The sequence below is a fragment of the Pseudomonas sp. SDO5215_S409 genome (assembly GCF_054071325.1).
This window is the reverse complement of the sequence record NZ_JBSVWN010000041.1, coordinates 38116-56054: the sequence shown is the minus strand read 5'-3', so window position 1 is coordinate 56054 and position 17939 is coordinate 38116. Positions and strand designations below refer to the sequence as shown.

Genomic DNA, 17939 nt, shown 5'->3' with positions numbered 1-17939 from the left:
TGGCGCGGATGATGGCGGCGGAGTCACTGGCGGTGACGGCGCGGGCTTCGATGGCTGCGGCAGCGCCGGCGCCGTCGAGGCGGTCCATGGTGACTTCAGCGGCGGTAGCGCCAGGGGTGCCTTTGGTGGCTACTTCGCCTTCATCTTCTTTGTCGAATTCGTCCCAGCTCAGCATGACGTGTCGTCTCCTGCGTGAGGGCTCAAAGGTGCCCGTGTGAAACCGGATGGTTGGGTGTTCACACGGCCCAGAGGCCGCGGTGGATCTTAAGGAATCGTTTGTTGCAACAGCTGACGCAGGCATTAAACGGAATGTGGTTTCGGGGCGCTGCGTGAGGCTTGAAGGGCGGAGCGGTGGTGGCTTGCTCCTGCGGGGCCTCAGGTCTGGCGCTCAGTCTCTGTAAAGAGATATTGCAGGCCCGATTTGCCCGCGCATTATAGGCAAAAAAACGGGTGTGTGTGGGCGAGGATGATGGGAAGGCGCGGCCAAAAGGGCGGCATTTACAGCCAGAGTGCGGGTTTATAAGGCTTTGCTGCATCAGGATTTTTTGACGGCCCAGCGATATTTCCGCCCGTCGGTAACCCGGCATGTGCGGGTGTGCGCTGCGCCATGCCCATGTCCGGCATCGACAAGCGTCAAAAACGTGCGCACCGTCTCGATTTTCAGGAGCGGTAAACATCAGGTTATAGAGGGGGGGTCTTACGCAGACTGGGGGCATTGAACAGGCTGTGGATTAGCCCGAGCCGCCATCGCACAAAAGCCCACCGGGCCCCGCCGCAAGAACGAGGGCTTGCGGCAAATAACATCCGTGTCAGTGCTCGTTCAATACTTTTATTACCCGTTAGAGCAACCATTGCCCATTACTTGATACTTGAGAATATGCCGCTGGCCTTGTGAGTCTTCATATTCCATTTGTACCGGCACCACTTCGCACACGTCAGGAACATTGCTCATGGACAGCACTTTGGCCACGTCCAGCGTGGCGCCGTAAGTGTATTCCTCTGCCACGACAGGCTTGCTGTTGGCTACCTCGGTGCTGGCCTCATCGGCCATGGCGGCGGTCGCAAACACACTACTCAGGGCAATAACGGCTAACGCTTTCATTTGACGATTTACCTTTTGGCAGTCGAAAGGGGTCACGGGGCCCTTGTGAGGCCGCGTGTGTAACTTCGGTTGGGAAAGTTCGGAGTAACGTTGCCTTTGTGGGGGCGGTTGCGTTGTTAATCTCAGTGCCTTGCTGGCGGTGTTGATTTTAGGCGTGGGCGATATATTCATATACCCGTGCTTTTGATAAACACTATTGGCCGTTTTCGTAACAATCCTTGGGTAACGTTTTTTTCAGAAAAGTCAGCGCCCACCGCAAGCCGCGGGCCAGGGCCCTGAACCGCTGTGCGGCGGCATTGTGCGGGGGCTTGTTACTACCATCGTCGAATGGTTCTATGGAACCGCCCCGGCTACAACGGGGCCATACAAAAACAACTATGTCACCGAGGTAAGAAAGATGAGTGCGGCTTCCCTGTACCCCGTTCGCCCCGAAGTAGCAGCCAACACGCTGACCGACGAGGCAACCTACAAGGCCATGTACCAGCAGTCGGTGGTCAACCCCGATGGTTTCTGGCGCGAGCAAGCCAAGCGCCTCGACTGGATCAAGCCTTTCACCACGGTGAAGCAGACCTCTTTCGACGATCACCACGTGGACATCAAGTGGTTCGCAGACGGCACCCTCAACGTTTCCTACAACTGTCTGGACCGTCATCTGGCTGAGCGTGGCGACCAGGCCGCGATTATCTGGGAAGGCGACGACCCGTCCGAAAGCCGCACCATCACCTACCGCGAGCTGCATGAAGAAGTCTGCAAGTTCGCCAATGCCCTGCGCGGCCAGGACGTGCATCGCGGCGACGTGGTGACGATCTATATGCCGATGATCCCCGAAGCGGTGGTGGCCATGCTGGCCTGTACCCGCATTGGTGCGATTCACTCGGTGGTGTTCGGCGGTTTTTCGCCGGAGGCCCTGGCTGGTCGGATCATCGACTGTAAGTCAAAGGTGGTGATTACCGCCGACGAAGGCATTCGTGCCGGTAAGAAGATTCCGCTCAAGGCCAACGTCGACGACGCGCTGACCAACCCGGAAACCAGCAGCATCCAAAAAGTCATCGTGTGCAAGCGCACCCATGGCGCGATCAAGTGGAACCAGCATCGCGACATCTGGTACGAAGACCTGATGAAAGTGGCCGGCACCGTGTGTGCCCCCAAAGAGATGGGCGCCGAAGAAGCGCTGTTCATCCTTTATACCTCCGGCTCCACCGGCAAGCCAAAGGGCGTGCAACACACCACCGGCGGCTACTTGCTGTACGCAGGCCTCACCCACGAGCGCGTGTTCGACTACCGCCCGGGCGAAATCTACTGGTGCACCGCCGACGTCGGCTGGGTGACCGGCCACACCTACATCGTGTACGGCCCGCTGGCCAATGGCGCGACCACGCTGTTGTTCGAAGGCGTGCCCAACTACCCGGACATCACCCGGGTAGCCAAGATCGTCGACAAGCACAAGGTCAACATCCTCTACACCGCCCCGACCGCGATCCGCGCAATGATGGCGTCCGGTACGGCGGCGAGCGAAGGCGCCGACGGCAGCAGCCTGCGCTTGCTCGGTTCGGTGGGTGAGCCGATTAACCCTGAAGCGTGGGACTGGTACTACAAGAACGTCGGCCAATCCCGCTGCCCGATCGTGGACACCTGGTGGCAGACCGAAACCGGCGGCGCCATGATGACCCCACTGCCCGGCGCCCACGGGCTCAAGCCAGGCTCGGCTGCCCGGCCGTTCTTTGGCGTGGTGCCAGCGCTGGTGGACAACCTGGGCAACCTGGTCGAAGGCGTGGCCGAGGGCAATCTGGTGATTCTTGATTCATGGCCGGGCCAGGCCCGCACCCTGTTTGGCGACCATGACCGGTTTGTCGACACCTACTTCAAGACCTTTCGTGGCATGTACTTCACCGGCGACGGTGCGCGTCGCGACGAGGACGGTTACTACTGGATCACCGGCCGCGTGGACGACGTGCTCAACGTGTCTGGCCACCGCATGGGCACGGCCGAGATCGAAAGCGCGATGGTTGCGCACCCTAAAGTCGCAGAAGCGGCGGTGGTGGGCGTGCCGCACGACATCAAGGGCCAGGGCATCTATGTGTACGTGACCCTGAAAAATGGCGAAGTGGCCGACGAAGCGCTGCGCCTGGAGCTGAAAAACTGGGTGCGTAAAGAGATTGGCCCGATCGCTTCGCCAGACGTGATCCAGTGGGCGCCGGGCCTGCCCAAGACCCGCTCGGGGAAAATCATGCGGCGGATCTTGCGCAAGATTGCCACCGCCGAGTACGACGGGCTGGGGGACATCTCCACCCTGGCCGACCCGGGCGTCGTGCAACATTTGATTGATACCCACAAGACCATGAACGTCGCGTAAAGCGGCTTGATGGCAACAAGCCCCGCCCGACGCAAGTTGTGCGGGGCTTTTTTGTACCGGAGCAGGGAGGGCGCGCTGTTGCGGTGTTCGTTCTGACAGACCGCCTTACTCACACCCAAATAAATATCGGTTTCTCTTGTAGGGTATTTCTGAATGTTACCCTTAGCTCAAATGTGTAACCCTGTGCCCTGACATGAGGCAAAGTGCTACGTCTTGCCCCGGAAACCCCCGCATCAGACACCTTTAGAAATAAGATCCTACGCCACACTTGCCGTGTCATAAGGGTTTGCGAATAATAGGCCCGCTATTTGCAATATCTACAGGTTTAATGTCTTTTTCCTCTGCATAAATTTCAGAGGCTGTCAATGTGCTAGAACCGCTTTCTCGGTGCTTCTGTAAATTGTTGTCGCATTGAGGAAATATCGGCTTCCAGCCTGTCGTTAGAATGCCGATCACTCGCTCGTTGCTGCTGCCGATGTTTAACCGGTGTAGGACGCAGCACCCCTATTGGTTTTACTCAATCGCATGTTGGGCCTCGGCTCATACTGCTGTTTTTGCCCCATACCGATGGAGTCCCAAGATGAAGAAACTCGTACTGTTGGGCGCCCTGGCGCTGTCCGTGCTGTCCATGCAGGCTTTCGCTGACGAGAAGCCGCTCAAAATTGGTATCGAAGCAGCCTACCCTCCGTTTGCCTCCAAGGCGCCGGATGGCAGCATCGTGGGTTTTGACTACGACATCGGCAACGCCCTGTGCGCAGAGATGAAGGTCAAGTGCGTGTGGGTCGAGCAAGAGTTCGACGGCCTGATCCCGGCCCTCAAAGTGCGCAAGATCGACGCGATCCTGTCGTCCATGTCCATCACCGACGATCGCAAGAAGTCCGTGGACTTCACCAACCGCTACTACCTCACCCCAGCGCGCCTGGTGATGAAGGAAGGCACCGCCCTGAGCGACAGCCTGGACGAACTCAAGGGCAAGAAAATCGGTGTGCAGCGCGGCTCGATCCACGACCGTTTCGCCAAGGAAGTCCTGGCCCCCAAAGGCGCGACCATCGTGCCTTACAGCACCCAGAACGAGATCTACCTGGACGTGGAAGCCGGTCGCCTCGACGGCACCGTGGCAGACGCCACCTTGCTGCAGGACGGTTTCCTGAACACCGATTCGGGTAAAGGCTACGCGTTCGTCGGCCCGGCCTTCACCGACGCCAAATACTTTGGCGACGGCATCGGCATTGCCGTGCGCAAAGGCGACAAGGCTGAACTGGACAAGATCAACGCCGCAATCGCCGCGATCCGTGCCAACGGCAAATACAAAGAAATCGAGAAAAAGTACTTCGACTTCGACATCTACGGCCCAGAAGCCAAGTAAACCGTCGCAGTTGTCTGTCAAGAATGGCGCAAGCACCAGAGAGCTCTGAAGTTTGCGCCATTTTTTCATCCCCTTTGCGAGGACCTGAATCATGTTGAAAGGCTATGGGGCCGTCATCCTCGATGGCGCTTGGTTGACGCTTCAGCTCGCCTTGTCGTCCATGGCCCTGGCCATTGTTCTGGGTCTGATCGGGGTGGCGTTACGCCTGTCGCCGGTGCGCTGGCTGGCCTGGCTGGGCGACTTGTACTCCACGGTGATCCGCGGGATCCCCGACCTGGTGCTGATCCTTCTGATCTTCTACGGCGGCCAGGACCTGCTCAACCGCGTCGCGCCGCTTGTGGGCTACGACGACTATATCGACCTGAACCCCCTGGCCGCCGGTATCGGCACCCTGGGTTTCATCTTTGGCGCCTACCTCTCGGAAACATTCCGGGGCGCCTTCATGGCCATCCCCAAAGGGCAGGCCGAAGCGGGCATGGCCTATGGCATGAGCCCGTTCCAGGTGTTTTTCCGCGTGATGGTGCCGCAGATGATCCGCCTGGCCATCCCCGGCTTCACTAACAACTGGCTGGTGCTCACCAAGGCCACCGCGCTGATCTCGGTGGTGGGCCTGCAAGACATGATGTTCAAGGCCAAGCAGGCGGCAGACGCCACCCGCGAGCCTTTTACCTTCTTCCTCGCAGTGGCGGCGATGTACCTGGTGATCACCAGCGTGTCGTTGCTGGCCTTGCGTTACCTCGAGAAGCGCTACTCGGTAGGCGTAAGGGCGGCTGACCTATGATCTTCGACTACACCGTCGTTTGGGGGGCGATGCCGCTGTACCTTGGCGGCTTGCTCACCACCCTCAAGTTGCTGCTGATCTCGCTGTTCTTCGGCCTGCTCGCCGCCTTGCCCCTGGGCTTGATGCGCGTGTCCAAGCAGCCGCTGGTCAACGGCGTCGCCTGGCTCTACACCTACGTGATCCGCGGCACGCCGATGCTGGTGCAGCTGTTTTTGATCTACTACGGCCTGGCCCAGTTTGAAGCGGTGCGCGAGAGTTTCCTGTGGCCGTTGCTGTCCAGCGCCACGTTCTGTGCGTGCCTGGCCTTTGCCGTCAACACCAGCGCCTACACCGCTGAAATCATCGCGGGCAGCCTCAAGGCCACGCCCAACGGCGAGATCGAAGCCGCCAAGTCGATGGGCATGTCGCGCGCCAAACTGTACCGCCGCATCCTGCTGCCGTCGGCCCTGCGCCGGGCGCTGCCGCAGTACAGCAACGAAGTGATCATGATGTTGCAGACCACGAGCCTGGCGTCCATCGTCACCCTGATCGACATCACCGGCGCCGCGCGTACCGTAAATGCCCAGTATTACCTGCCGTTCGAGGCCTACATCACCGCCGGCGTGTTCTACCTGTGCCTCACCTTTATCCTGGTGCGCCTGTTCAAGTTGGCCGAGCGCCGCTGGCTGAGCTACCTGGCACCCCGGAAGCACTGATATGGAACGTATCGATCATTCATTGCCCTGGGGCCACCTGGGGTGCGAGCGCCAGTTGAGCGTGTTCCGTTTCGGCAGCGGCGAGCGCAAGGCGTATATCCAGGCCAGCCTGCACGCCGACGAATTGCCGGGCATGCGCGCGGCGTGGGAGCTGAAAAAACGCCTCACCGAACTTGAACGCCAAGGCGCCCTCAACGGGGTGATCGAACTGGTGCCGGTGGCCAACCCGATGGGCCTTGGCCAATTGCTGCAAGGTGCGCACCAGGGCCGTTTCGAGGTGGGCAGCGGCAAGAATTTCAACCGTGATTTCGTCGAGTTGAGCGCGCCGGTTACCGCGTTGCTCAACGGCAAACTGGGGGATGACCCCCACGCCAATGTGCGCCTGATCCGCCAGGCCATGCGCCAGGTGCTGGACGCGCTGCCGCCCGCCGCCAGTCAGTTGCAAGGCATGCAGCGCTTGCTGCTGAGCCACGCCTGCGACGCCGACGTGGTGCTCGACCTGCATTGCGACGCCGACGCCGCGCTGCACATGTACGCGCTGCCCCAGCACTGGCCGCAGTGGCGCTCGCTGTCGGCGCACTTGAACGTGAAAGTCGGGCTGCTGGCCGAAGACTCCGGCGGCAGTTCGTTCGATGAGGCCTGCTCGTTGCCGTGGCTGCGCCTGTCCCGGGCGTTTCCCGAGGCGCAGGTCCCGCTGGCCTGCCTGGCCACTACCCTTGAGTTGGGCGGCCAGGCCGATACGGGCCGCGACCAGGCGATCTTCCACGCCGAAGGCATCCTGGCGTTTCTCGCCGAACAAGGCCTGATCCGTGGCGAATGGCCCGCACCGGCCTTCGAGCCTTGCGAAGGGCTGCCGTTTGAAGGCACCGAATTGCTCTTTGCGCCCCACGCCGGGGTCATCAGTTACCTGCGTAAAGCCGGTGACGTGGTAGTGGCGGGGGAGCCGCTGTTTGAAGTGATTGACCCTCTGACCGACCGTGTGAGCATCGTGAGCGCGGGCACGTCCGGGGTGCTGTTTGCCGTTGAACGGCTGCGTTATGCCCAAGCGGGTTTCTGGCTGGCCAAGGTGGCGGGGCGCGACGCGCTGCGACACGGGCGCTTGCTCAACGACTGACCACCTGTTTTTGTGAGAACCGACCGCATGTACAAACTTGAAGTCCAAGACCTGCATAAACGCTATGGCAGTCATGAAGTGCTCAAAGGGGTTTCCCTGGCCGCCGCCGCCGGTGATGTGATCAGCATCATCGGCTCCAGCGGTTCGGGCAAAAGTACCTTTTTGCGCTGCATCAACCTGCTGGAGCAACCGCACGCGGGCAAGATCCTGCTCAACAACGAAGAGCTGAAACTGGTGGCCACCAAGGACGGCGCCATGAAGGCCGCCGACCCTAAACAGCTGCAGCGCATGCGTTCGCGCCTGTCGATGGTGTTCCAGCATTTCAACCTGTGGTCCCACATGACCGCGCTGGAAAACGTGATGGAAGCGCCGGTGCACGTGCTGGGTGTGTCCAAGGCCGAGGCCCGTGACAAGGCCGAGCATTACCTGGCCAAGGTGGGCGTGGCCCATCGCAAGGACGCGTTCCCCGGCCACATGTCCGGCGGCGAGCAGCAGCGGGTGGCCATTGCCCGGGCCCTGGCGATGGAACCTGAGGTGATGCTGTTCGACGAGCCCACCTCTGCCCTGGACCCGGAGCTGGTGGGCGAAGTGCTTAAAGTGATGCAGGACCTGGCCCAGGAAGGCCGCACCATGGTGGTGGTGACCCACGAAATGGGCTTTGCCCGCGAAGTGTCCAACCAGTTGGTGTTCCTGCACAAAGGCCTCGTCGAAGAGCGCGGCAACCCGCGTGACGTGCTGGTGAACCCGCAGTCCGAGCGTTTGCAGCAGTTCCTGTCGGGCAGCCTGAAATAACCCGTTTTACGTTAAGGGCTGGCAGGTGGGGGGGGAGGGGTTTCGTCGCCCCGCGCGGGCAAGCCCGTTCACCCCGCAAGCGGGTGTGTCGCGGTCGGGTTTCATCGTTTCAAGCGCTGTGTTTATTTACGGGCTAGCATTGGCCCACGTCTTTACCACCGTTTTTCGCTTTGGATAGCACTCCATGACCGCCCATCGAATAGGTTTCCTGATCTGGCCCAGCACCAAAGCACTGACGCTTGCGCTGGCTGAGGAGGCCTTGCGCGTTGCCCAGCGGGTGCATCCGGAAGTGGCGTACGAATTGTCGTTTCTGCTGGCAGAACCTTCCACCGAAGGCGCCTGGCAATTGCCGGGTGAGCCGTGGGCCGGCAAGCTCGAGGGCTTCCAGAAACTGTTCCTGCTGGCTGACGAACCGCCAACCGTGGTGGCGGCGCAGCTGGGCACTGCGCTCAAGCAACTGGTGCGCGCCGGGTGCGTCATTGGTGGGTTGTCGGCCGGGGTCTACCCGCTGGCGCAACTGGGGTTGCTCGACGGCTACCGCGCCGCCGTGCACTGGCGCTGGCAGGACGATTTTGCCGAGCGCTTCCCCAAGGTCATCGCCACCAGCCACCTGTTCGACTGGGACCGCGACCGCCTCACCGCCTGCGGCGGCATGTCGGTGCTCGACCTGCTGCTGGCGGTGCTGGCCCGTGACCACGGCGCGGAGTTGGCCGGGGCGGTGTCCGAAGAACTGGTGGTGGAGCGCATCCGCGAAGGCGGCGAGCGCCAGCGTATTCCGTTGCAGAACCGCCTGGGTTCCAGCCATCCCAAGCTGACCCAGGCGGTGTTGCTGATGGAGGCCAACATCGAAGAGCCGTTGACCACCGACGAAATCGCCCAGCACGTGTGCGTGTCCCGGCGCCAACTGGAACGCATCTTCAAGCAATACCTCAACCGCGTTCCCAGCCAGTACTACCTGGAGCTGCGCCTGAACAAGGCCCGGCAGATGCTCATGCAAACCAGCAAGTCGATCATCCAGATCGGCCTGTCGTGCGGCTTCTCTTCGGGGCCGCATTTCTCCAGCGCCTACCGCAACTTCTTTGGCGCCACCCCGCGTGAAGACCGCAACCAGCGCCGCAGCAGCAGCCCGTTCGAGCTGTCCTCGGTGCCCGCCGAGCGCGGTTGAGCCGCGTCATTCTTCCTGGGGTCTTTGCAGCGGCGTTTCCAGCGGGTGGCCATGCTCGTCCCAAATCGCCTCGGGCACCTGAAAGTCAGTGCCCGTGCGTTGGTAGTACGTGCGCAGGTAACCCAGGCTTTGCGCCGACAGCGGGTTGTCGCTCAAGTCCGAGTCATCGTGAAAGGTCGGGATCATTTCGAGGATGTCGGCCGGGATCTCGCGGATCTGGTTGTCGCTCAGGTCCAGGGTCTGCATTTCGCCGAGCCGAAACACCCCCGTCGGCACTTCGCTGAGCTGGGCGCTGCGCAGGTGCAGCGCCACCAGTTGGTTCAAGGGGCGTACATCCGGGGCATGGGTCAGCGGGTTGTTGCTCAGGTCCAGAAACTCAAGGCTTTGCAGGTCGGCCACGGCCAGTGCCGACTCGCTGCTCAACCGCAGGGCGCAGTGGGACAATTCCAGGCTGACCAACTTCGGCATGTTGAACAAAGACCCGGGCAGGCTCTGCAACGAGCAACGGGTAACGCTCAGGCTTTGCAGGTTGGGAAACCCGCGCAGCGTGCCGTCGAGCCCGGTGGTGGTGCCGTTGCCGGTCAGTTCCAGCCGCGAGACATGCGCAAAGTGCACGCTCAGTGCTGGCAGGTCACCCATCACCGGGGTATCCAGGTGCACGCTGTGGGTCAGTTCGTCCTCCAGGTTTTCCTCGTCCTCCGGGCTTTCGCGGCGCCAGGCCTGCTCCAGCAGGGTCCTGACGTTGCGCCGCTGCAATTGCTCCTCGGCGCGGGTGGAGTCGTCCAGCGGGATATCCAGCACCGGATGGCGCTCGGGCACGTCCAGCACCCACTGCTCCAGGTCGGTGCCGAGCTGTTCGTATTCGGCCTCCAGGCGGGTGAGGTGCGGATCGATGTCGGCCATGGTGCCGGGCAGCTTGAAGATAAACTGGTCGGCTTCCACCTCCAGCAGGCTGGGGTACAGGTGCTGAGCGCGCTCACGCAGGCCCGCGGGCGGGTCGGCGTTGAAGAACTCGCCGGTGAGCTGGCAGTAGGTTTTGATCTGCTCCAGGGTGGCCATCGACAGCGGGTTGTGCGAGACAAAAAAGTCATGGGTCACGCGTGCCGGCAGGGTAAAGCTGGCCTCGGGCAAGGTCTGGATCGCGTTGTAGGCAAGGTTCACGGTCATCGACCGCTGTTGCGTCAGCAACCCTTCGGGCACTTGGCGCAGGCCGGTGTCTTGCAGGGACACGTAGCTCATCGCGGGCATCTGCCGAAAATCCGGCGCGCGTTCGAGGGGGGAATGGTCCAGGTTCAGGTATTGCAGGCGGTGCATGCCGGACAGGGCCGCCTGGCTGCGTGCGCTCAGGGTGATGCTGCAGCGCGACAGGCTCAAGTGTGTCAGCGCAGGCAGCTCGAGGATCGAGGTGGGAATGTCGCCCAATTGAACGTTCTGCATGTTGAGGATGGTCAGTGCCGGGAAGCTTTCGATGAAGGGGCCGGGCTGCAAGGGCCCGCCATGACCTTCCAGTACCAGGTAGCCGATGTGGTTGAAGCGTGCACTGAGTGTGGGGAGCTCACCCATCAGCGGGCGGGCAATGTTCAACACATGAACGAACGGCGTGGTCTGCTGGGTTTCGCGGCGCCAGCTTCGCTCCAATAACTGGTGCAGGGCTTTGCGTCGCGCGCTTTCCAGCGGCTCGATCGAGGCGTCCTGGCTCCATTGAGTCAGTTCCTGGCGCAGGGTCTGCAATTCACCGGCCAGGCGCGCCAGCTCTATCTTTCCGCTTTCGATGTCTCCCGGGAGGCTGAAGATAAAGGTGTTGATGTCGTTGTTGTTCATCAAGGGGAACAACCGGCGCGTGTCCTGCTGGTCGATAGGCAGGGCGTCCACTTCCCAGTGCACGCCGTGGCGCTGGAAGTAGGCCTTGACCTGTTCAAGGGTGGCCCGCGAGAGCGGGTTGCCCGACAGGTCGAAGCGCTGGCTGGCGACTGGCGATAACTGGAACATCGCAGCGGGCAGCTCGCGGATGCGGTTGTCGCCCAGGAACGCGGTTTCCAGCTCGGGGCGGTTGAGCAAGCCGGGCGGCAGGCGTTCGATGCCGGTTTCGGACAGGTCCAGGTCGGTCAAATCGTGCATCGCTTCAACGCTGGGGGTGACCCCCAGCGGGTTCTGGTGCAGGTTCAAGGTGCGCAGCCCCTGCATCGAGGCCAGGCGGGCGTGACTCTCGGGCGTGAGGGTGATGCTGCAGTTGTCCAGGCTCAGGTGGTTCAGGTTGGCCAGCGTTTGAATGCCGGTGGGCAAATCGCCGATCGGCGCATCACGCACTTCCAGGTGCCGCACGTTGGGAAAGCGCTGCACAAAGGCGGTAACGCCGCGGGTGCCGTCGTTGCCCAACAGGCTGAGCAAGGTCACGTGACTGAAATCGCAGCTCAAGGCCGGCAGCTCACCAACGATGGGATATTGCAGGCGCAGCATCAGGCCATCGCGCGCCGGGTCTTCGTAGTAGTCATCGACGCTGCTTTCGCGTTGCCAACATTCGCGGATTTGCTGGGCCAGGTGGCGACGGTTCTGTAGCTCGTACAGGCGCTGGCGCGGCGTCAGCTCCAGGCCGGTCGTGGGGTGGGTGGCGGGCACCGCCCCTCGCCAGGCGTGCAGGTCGATTTGCAGCTGGGCAAATTCCTGTTCCAGGTGGGTAATGCGTTGCTCGGCACCGCCCGGTTGGCTTTGCAGGTAAGTGACGAGGGTGTTGATTTCGCCATCGTCGAACTGCGGGAACAGCGCCCGCGCCCGTTCCGGCAAGGACGCCACCTGCGCGGCGGCCGGCGGGTAGCCGCCGTTGTTGCCCAGCATGCGCAGTGCTTCGACGGTGTGGGGCGTGGGCGGATCGCCCCCGAGCAGGGCGCGCAGTGGCTCGCGTTCCATCGGCCGCTGGGCCACGCGCTTGCGCAACTGCGGGCCCTGGTGGATGTCGATGTGCAGGGCCTCACGCTCGGCGTCCGGCAATGCCTGCACAATGGCGCTGTACAGGTCGGTTTCGCCGGACAGCGCACGGCTGCCGTCATAGGCGACATAGCGGCCGTTTTGCGTACGCACCAGGCTGCGCTGCACCTTGGCGTCATCCGCACCGACGCGGCACCACACCTGGCCGTCGGGGCTCAGGTGCCGGGCATCGAGGCGTATCTGCGCTGACCAGCCCGGTTGGCGCGGCAATGACTTGAGCACGAGTCGGTCGGTATCCAGGGACTGGATCGCACTCAGGTGCTGGCCTTCGTAGGCACGGTTGACGCGCAGCTCATCTAGCACGGTTTGCGCCAGCGTGCTCAAGCGTGCGGGGGTGCGCCGTTGGTCCAGCTCGGCCAGCTCTGCGCCGCTGGCGTGGTCCACCAGGTGCCCGGCGATGCTGGCGGGCAGGCCCGGGGTGGTTTTCATCACTTGATGGGTGCGGGGCTGGCCGCTGAATTGCAACGGGCCGTAGCGCGAGTCGAACAGCGCGGCGCGGTTTTTTTCGGCGATGTCCGCCAGCGCTTTGCGCAGGTTGCGCGCGCGGGCCTCCAGGCTCAGTTGCGGGTCGCTGGCGCGCTCGCCGAACTGGCGGGTGATCTCTTCGGGGCTCAGGGTGCGCAGCACCGTCTTGAGAAAGTCGCCGTTGTCCAACTGGTTTTCGTGGATGCGCACGGTGGGTTGGTTCGGGTCGCCAAAGGTCCAGCTCACATGACCCTGTTCATCGAGCAATTGCAGGGTCTTGGTGGCAGGCCAGTAGCCGTAGGCGGTCAGCAATTGCAGTTGGTCCTGGGGATCGATGGCGTGGTACACCGCCGGGTCGTCGCTGCGCAGGTGCTCGATCAGCTGTTGCAGTTCGCGGTCGATGCCCAGGCGTGCCAGGACGTCGCTGAGCAACGGCGGCACGGCTTCGCCGTTGACGTGCATTTTGCGCAGGGTGTTTTCGTGCACACCGCTGATGTGCAGTGCCAGTTCGCGGTCGGCGGCGCTGAGGCTGTGCACCTTGTACCCCAGGCGTTGCAGCAGCGTGGCGCGGTCCCATTGCAGCGGGCGCTCCAGCTCGGTGTGCCAGGCGCCCGTGCCGTTGTGGCGCACCAGCGGTTGGTAGGCGTGCGGGCGGGTGGGGTGTTTGATCCGGTAGTGATCGCTGCCCGTATCTTTTTCCACGGCGTAGAGCGTGTCGCCCAGGGGCAGGATCGACTCGCCGCGAATCGGGTGCAGGCCCTGCTCGTTGGGGCGCAGGCCGGGCGGCAAGGTGAAGGTTTTCTGGTACGGCTTGAGGTCGGGTTTCCAGTAGCGGGTGGTGCCGTTGGCCAGTTTTACCGGCTTGAACCGGTCGATAAAGGCGATGACCTCGGTGGGCAACGCCTTGCGCAGCTCCGTCACGCCAATGCTGCCCGCGGCGGCAAACGCGCCCAGCTGCACCAGCGACTGCGTCACGCCCAAAAGATGGCCCAGGGCTTCGCGGCCTTCGCCTTCGGCCCAGTCGACGATGCCCTCGAACACCTCGTCGAGCAGTTGGTAGGCCATGTACCCCATCATCAGTTCGCCCAACCCCGGTATGAAGGGCGCGGCCACTTGCAGCACAACGTTGAGGATCGAGGACGCCACATCGACGAACGAATCCCACAGTGCCCAGCGCGCTTTGCTGTCCGCGTCGGCGGTGGGGACGGCGAGGGTGCGGGCGTCGTTGAGCAGCTTGTCGAGCGTGCGTTGGTAGAGGTGCTGCCACGGGTTGCCGGTGATCGGCGTGAAGGCCAGTTGCAGTTGCGGGTCTTCGACCGGCTCGTCGCGCCAGGGCGCCAGGCCGCTGCCCGGTTGTGGGGTGTGCCAGGTCAGTGTGGCCAGGCGGTCGCTCAGGCGCGAAAAGAACAGCCCGCGTTGCGCATGGTCGACAAAGCGGCTGAAAAACTGCTGGTAGTCGTCGTTGCGCAACTGGCGCACCAGCTCTTGTTTAAAGGCCAGTGTCGAGGCGTATTGCTTGACCGGGTGCTGGGGGTCGTCGGGCAGGTACACCACCACCGGCTGTACGGTGCGGGCGGCATACAGGTCGGGGGCGAATAGCAGCGGGCCGGTGAGGGGCGCCTCCAGCATGCTCAGGTCGTGGCAGCGCAAGGGCGACGGGTCAAGCGTGACGGGTGGGGCGTCGTCGAGCAGCGCTTCGATTTGTTCGCGCCAATCGTCCTGGATATCACCTTGCAGGCTGGCCAGTTGCAGCGCCGCGCGCAGTGCGGCTTTTTGACTGAGGTTGACCTTGTGCTGCAGCACGGCGCTGGCCACCGGCTCGTGCATACCCAGCGCTTCGTTCAGGTAGCGGGCGTAGCGGGCGCCGATGTCCAGTTCACGGCACAGGCGGATAAACGCGGTGATGGACAGCACCTGGCGAATGGCGGGCAGGGTGTCGAACTGGCCGGTGTCGGAGGGGCGGCTGATAAACGTGGAGTCGGGCTCGTGGGCGTCGTCCTGGGCTTCGTGGTAGTCGAAGTTGTGCAGCGCCGCGTCCAGCAGCGAGACGGTCCAGGTGCGCGCCGCACCGCTGGGCAGCGCGAACCACGGCACGGTTTGCGCAAGGTACAGGCGGATGTGCACGGCGTCGCTGTCCAGGTCCAGGCTGAAGCGGCGCAGCAGCGCGTCCTCCAGGATGGGTTTGGCGAAGGCCTTGGCGTCTTGCAGGTCTTTCAGCGCGTCGTCCACCTGGTTCTGCGCCTGCCAGTGAGCGCCGTTGAGCTGATGCAACTGCGCACGTTGCTCCGCGGGGGCCTGGGTTTGCACGGGGGTGGCCTGTTTCAGGGCGGCGTGTTTGCTGGCGCTGGCCAGGCCCAGCCACGGGGGAATCGCGTCTTTTAGCAGGCGCAAAGGGTGATGGTCGTCGGCGACCAAAGGCGGGGCAGGGGGGCGATGCATGGGGCGGCTCTCTGAGTGCGGGGAAAGAGCTTCAGTAAATCAACCGTCCGGGCGCCCTTGAGGCTAGATAGTTAGCACGTTGCGCAGGCGTGAATCTGCCGCGTTTGGACCTGCCGCAAAAAACGCGGGCAGTTTAAACTGCGCCATTGCGATGTTATTTGTCGCATTGGCGTAAACCCCGGAAAATCGCGGGTTCGCGCTATAAGAAGTTGTCGCTTGGCGGCAAGGCCGCACTGAAAACTGTCCTTACAATCCCTGCATCGCCCGCCAGTTCCAGGCAGGCGTTCCTCTTCAGGAGACTCCGATGTCCGTTGAGCAAGCCCCGGTGCAACGTGCCGATTTCGACCAGGTCATGGTTCCCAACTACGCACCTGCGGCGTTCATTCCCGTGCGCGGTGAAGGCTCCCGCGTCTGGGACCAGGCAGGCCGGGAACTGATCGACTTTGCCGGCGGCATCGCGGTCAACGTATTGGGCCACGCCCACCCGGCGCTGGTCGGTGCACTGACCGAACAGGCTAACAAGCTGTGGCATGTGTCCAACGTGTTCACCAACGAGCCGGCCCTGCGCCTGGCGCACAAGCTGATCGACGCCACCTTTGCCGAGCGTGTGTTCTTCTGCAACTCGGGCGCCGAAGCCAACGAGGCCGCCTTCAAGCTGGCCCGTCGCGTCGCGTTCGACCGGTTCGGCAGCGAGAAATACGAGATCATCGCCGCGCTGAACAGCTTCCACGGGCGCACCCTGTTCACGGTGAACGTGGGCGGCCAGTCCAAGTACTCCGACGGCTTCGGGCCTAAAATCACCGGCATCACGCATGTGCCTTACAACGACCTGGCCGCGCTCAAGGCTGCCGTGTCGGACAAGACCTGCGCCGTGGTGCTGGAGCCAATCCAGGGCGAAGGCGGCGTATTGCCGGCCGAACTCGCTTACCTGCAAGGCGCCCGCGAGCTGTGCGACGCCCACGACGCGCTGCTGGTATTCGACGAAGTGCAGACCGGCATGGGCCGCAGCGGCCACCTGTTTGCCTACCAGCATTACGGCGTGACCCCGGACATCCTCACCAGCGCCAAGAGCCTGGGCGGCGGTTTCCCGATTGCCGCGATGCTCACCACCGATGCGTTGGCCAAGCACCTGGTGGTCGGCACCCACGGCACCACCTACGGCGGCAACCCGCTGGCGTGCGCGGTGGCCGAGGCGGTGATCGACGTGATCAACACCCCGCAGGTGCTGGCTGGCGTCAACGCCAAACACGACCTGTTCAAGGCCCGCCTGACCCAGATCGGCGAGCAGTACGGCATTTTCACCCAGGTGCGCGGCATGGGCCTGCTGCTGGGCTGCGTGCTGAGCGATGCCTGGAAAGGCAAGGCCAAGGACGTGTTCAACGCCGCTGAAAAAGAAAACCTGATGATCCTGCAGGCCGGCCCCGACGTGGTGCGTTTCGCCCCGAGCCTGGTGGTGGACGACGCAGACATCCAGGAAGGCCTGGACCGTTTCGAGCGCGCCGTGAAAGCGCTGACCCAGGCTTGATGCACCGGTCGCCGCGCGGTTGATCGCGCGGCCCCCCTCTTGTTGACGTGCCGGGCCCGCCCGGCATTTTTTTCCTTGTGCGGGCGCAGGCCCGCCGGTTTTTCGAGTAAGGAGTGACACCATGCTGGTGATGCGCCCCGCGCAAATGGCTGATCTGGGCGAGGTACAGCGTCTGGCTGCGGACAGCCCGATTGGTGTCACCTCCTTGCCGGACGATGTGGAACGCCTGAGCGACAAGATCGCCGCGAGCGAAGCGTCCTTCGCCGCCGAGGTGAGTTTCAACGGTGAAGAAAGCTATTTCTTCGTGCTCGAAGACACGTCCACCGGCACGCTCGCCGGTTGTTCGGCCATCGTCGCCTCGGCCGGTTATTCCGAGCCGTTCTACAGTTTTCGCAATGAAACCTTCGTGCACGCCTCCCGCGAGCTGAAGATTCACAACAAGATCCACGTGCTTTCCCAGTGCCACGACCTTACCGGCAACAGCCTGCTCACCAGCTTTTACGTGGTGCCGGAGCTGGTCGGTTCGCCCTGGTCGGAGCTCAATTCCCGTGGCCGCCTGCTGTTTGTCGCCAGCCACCCCGAGCGCTTTGCCGACTCGGTGGTGACCGAGATCGTCGGCTACAGCGACGAGCACGGTGACTCGCCGTTCTGGGACGCCATCGGCCGCAACTTCTTCGACCTCAACTACGCCGAGGCCGAGCGCCTGTGCGGGCTGAAAAGCCGCACCTTCCTCGCCGAGCTGATGCCGCACTACCCGATCTACGTGCCCCTGCTGCCGGACGCCGCGCAAGAAGCCATGGGCCAGGTGCACCCGCGTGCGCAGATCACCTTTGACATCCTGATGCGCGAAGGTTTTGAAACCGACCATTACATCGACATCTTCGACGGCGGCCCCACCTTGCATGCCCGGGTGTCGGGCATTCGCTCGATTGCCCAGAGCCGCGTGGTGCCGGTCAAGATCGGCGAGATGATCAAGGGCGCGGCCCGCCAGTACCTGGTCAGCAATGGCCAGTTGCAGGATTACCGTGCGGTGATGCTGGAACTGGACTACGCACCGGGCAAACCGGTGACCCTGGACCTGGCCACCGCCGAAGCCCTGGGCGTTGGCGAAGGCGCCAGCGTGCGCCTGGTAGCGGTTTAACGAGCAGAGTTTTGCGGGC

At 62.8% G+C, this 17939-nt stretch carries 11 protein-coding genes and 1 pseudogene; 9 read left to right on the top strand and 3 right to left on the bottom strand.

Going from position 1 to position 17939, the window contains the following annotated elements; all coding sequences use genetic code 11:
- Positions 1-175 (bottom strand): annotated as a pseudogene (locus tag ACW9H9_RS20020) (ribonucleotide-diphosphate reductase subunit beta); the annotation flags it as partial.
- A 657-nt stretch (positions 176-832) separates the two neighbouring features.
- Positions 833-1102: a DUF2790 domain-containing protein gene (locus tag ACW9H9_RS20015; protein WP_457344838.1), complete on the bottom strand. Its 270-nt coding sequence runs from the start codon at positions 1100-1102 to the stop codon at positions 833-835.
- 397 nt (positions 1103-1499) lie between these two features.
- Here ACW9H9_RS20015 and acs point away from each other — a divergent pair, with 397 nt between their 5' ends.
- The 7 genes from acs (at position 1500) to argR (ending at position 9368) form a co-directional block, all read left to right on the top strand.
- Positions 1500-3455 carry an acetate--CoA ligase gene (gene acs, locus ACW9H9_RS20010; RefSeq protein ID WP_457344839.1) on the top strand — a complete coding sequence of 652 codons (1956 nt, stop codon included), beginning with the start codon at positions 1500-1502 and terminating at the stop codon, positions 3453-3455.
- Positions 3456-4035: 580 nt separating this feature from the next.
- Positions 4036-4821, top strand: coding sequence for an ABC transporter substrate-binding protein (locus ACW9H9_RS20005; RefSeq protein ID WP_457344840.1), 786 nt, complete (start codon positions 4036-4038; stop codon positions 4819-4821).
- A gap of 91 nt (positions 4822-4912) precedes the next feature.
- Positions 4913-5602, top strand: a complete 690-nt coding sequence (locus tag ACW9H9_RS20000; RefSeq protein ID WP_457344841.1) for an ABC transporter permease — start codon at positions 4913-4915, stop codon at positions 5600-5602.
- Positions 5599-6297, top strand: a complete 699-nt coding sequence (locus ACW9H9_RS19995; RefSeq protein ID WP_457344842.1) for an ABC transporter permease — start codon at positions 5599-5601, stop codon at positions 6295-6297. Before ACW9H9_RS20000 ends, ACW9H9_RS19995 begins: the two co-directional genes overlap by 4 nt.
- Position 6298: 1 nt before the next feature.
- On the top strand, positions 6299-7411 hold the full coding sequence (locus ACW9H9_RS19990; RefSeq protein ID WP_457344843.1) for a succinylglutamate desuccinylase/aspartoacylase family protein: 1113 nt from the start codon (positions 6299-6301) through the stop codon (positions 7409-7411).
- Between the two features lie 27 nt (positions 7412-7438).
- On the top strand, positions 7439-8203 hold the full coding sequence (locus ACW9H9_RS19985) for an ABC transporter ATP-binding protein (protein WP_457344844.1): 765 nt from the start codon (positions 7439-7441) through the stop codon (positions 8201-8203).
- Between the two features lie 184 nt (positions 8204-8387).
- A complete protein-coding gene (gene argR / locus ACW9H9_RS19980; RefSeq protein ID WP_457344845.1) occupies positions 8388-9368 on the top strand; it encodes a transcriptional regulator ArgR in 981 nt (326 codons plus the stop codon).
- Between the two features lie 6 nt (positions 9369-9374).
- Here the strand turns inward: argR and ACW9H9_RS19975 are convergent, their stop codons facing one another.
- A complete protein-coding gene (locus tag ACW9H9_RS19975; protein ID WP_457344846.1) occupies positions 9375-15254 on the bottom strand; it encodes a dermonecrotic toxin domain-containing protein in 5880 nt (1959 codons plus the stop codon).
- Positions 15255-15558: 304 nt separating this feature from the next.
- Between ACW9H9_RS19975 and ACW9H9_RS19970 the strand changes: the two genes are divergently transcribed.
- Both ACW9H9_RS19970 and aruF read left to right on the top strand, forming a co-directional pair.
- Positions 15559-16779: an aspartate aminotransferase family protein gene (locus ACW9H9_RS19970; RefSeq protein ID WP_457344847.1), complete on the top strand. Its 1221-nt coding sequence runs from the start codon at positions 15559-15561 to the stop codon at positions 16777-16779.
- Positions 16780-16900: 121 nt separating this feature from the next.
- Positions 16901-17920, top strand: a complete 1020-nt coding sequence (gene aruF, locus ACW9H9_RS19965; RefSeq protein ID WP_457344848.1) for an arginine/ornithine succinyltransferase subunit alpha — start codon at positions 16901-16903, stop codon at positions 17918-17920.
- Positions 17921-17939 lie beyond the last annotated feature (19 nt).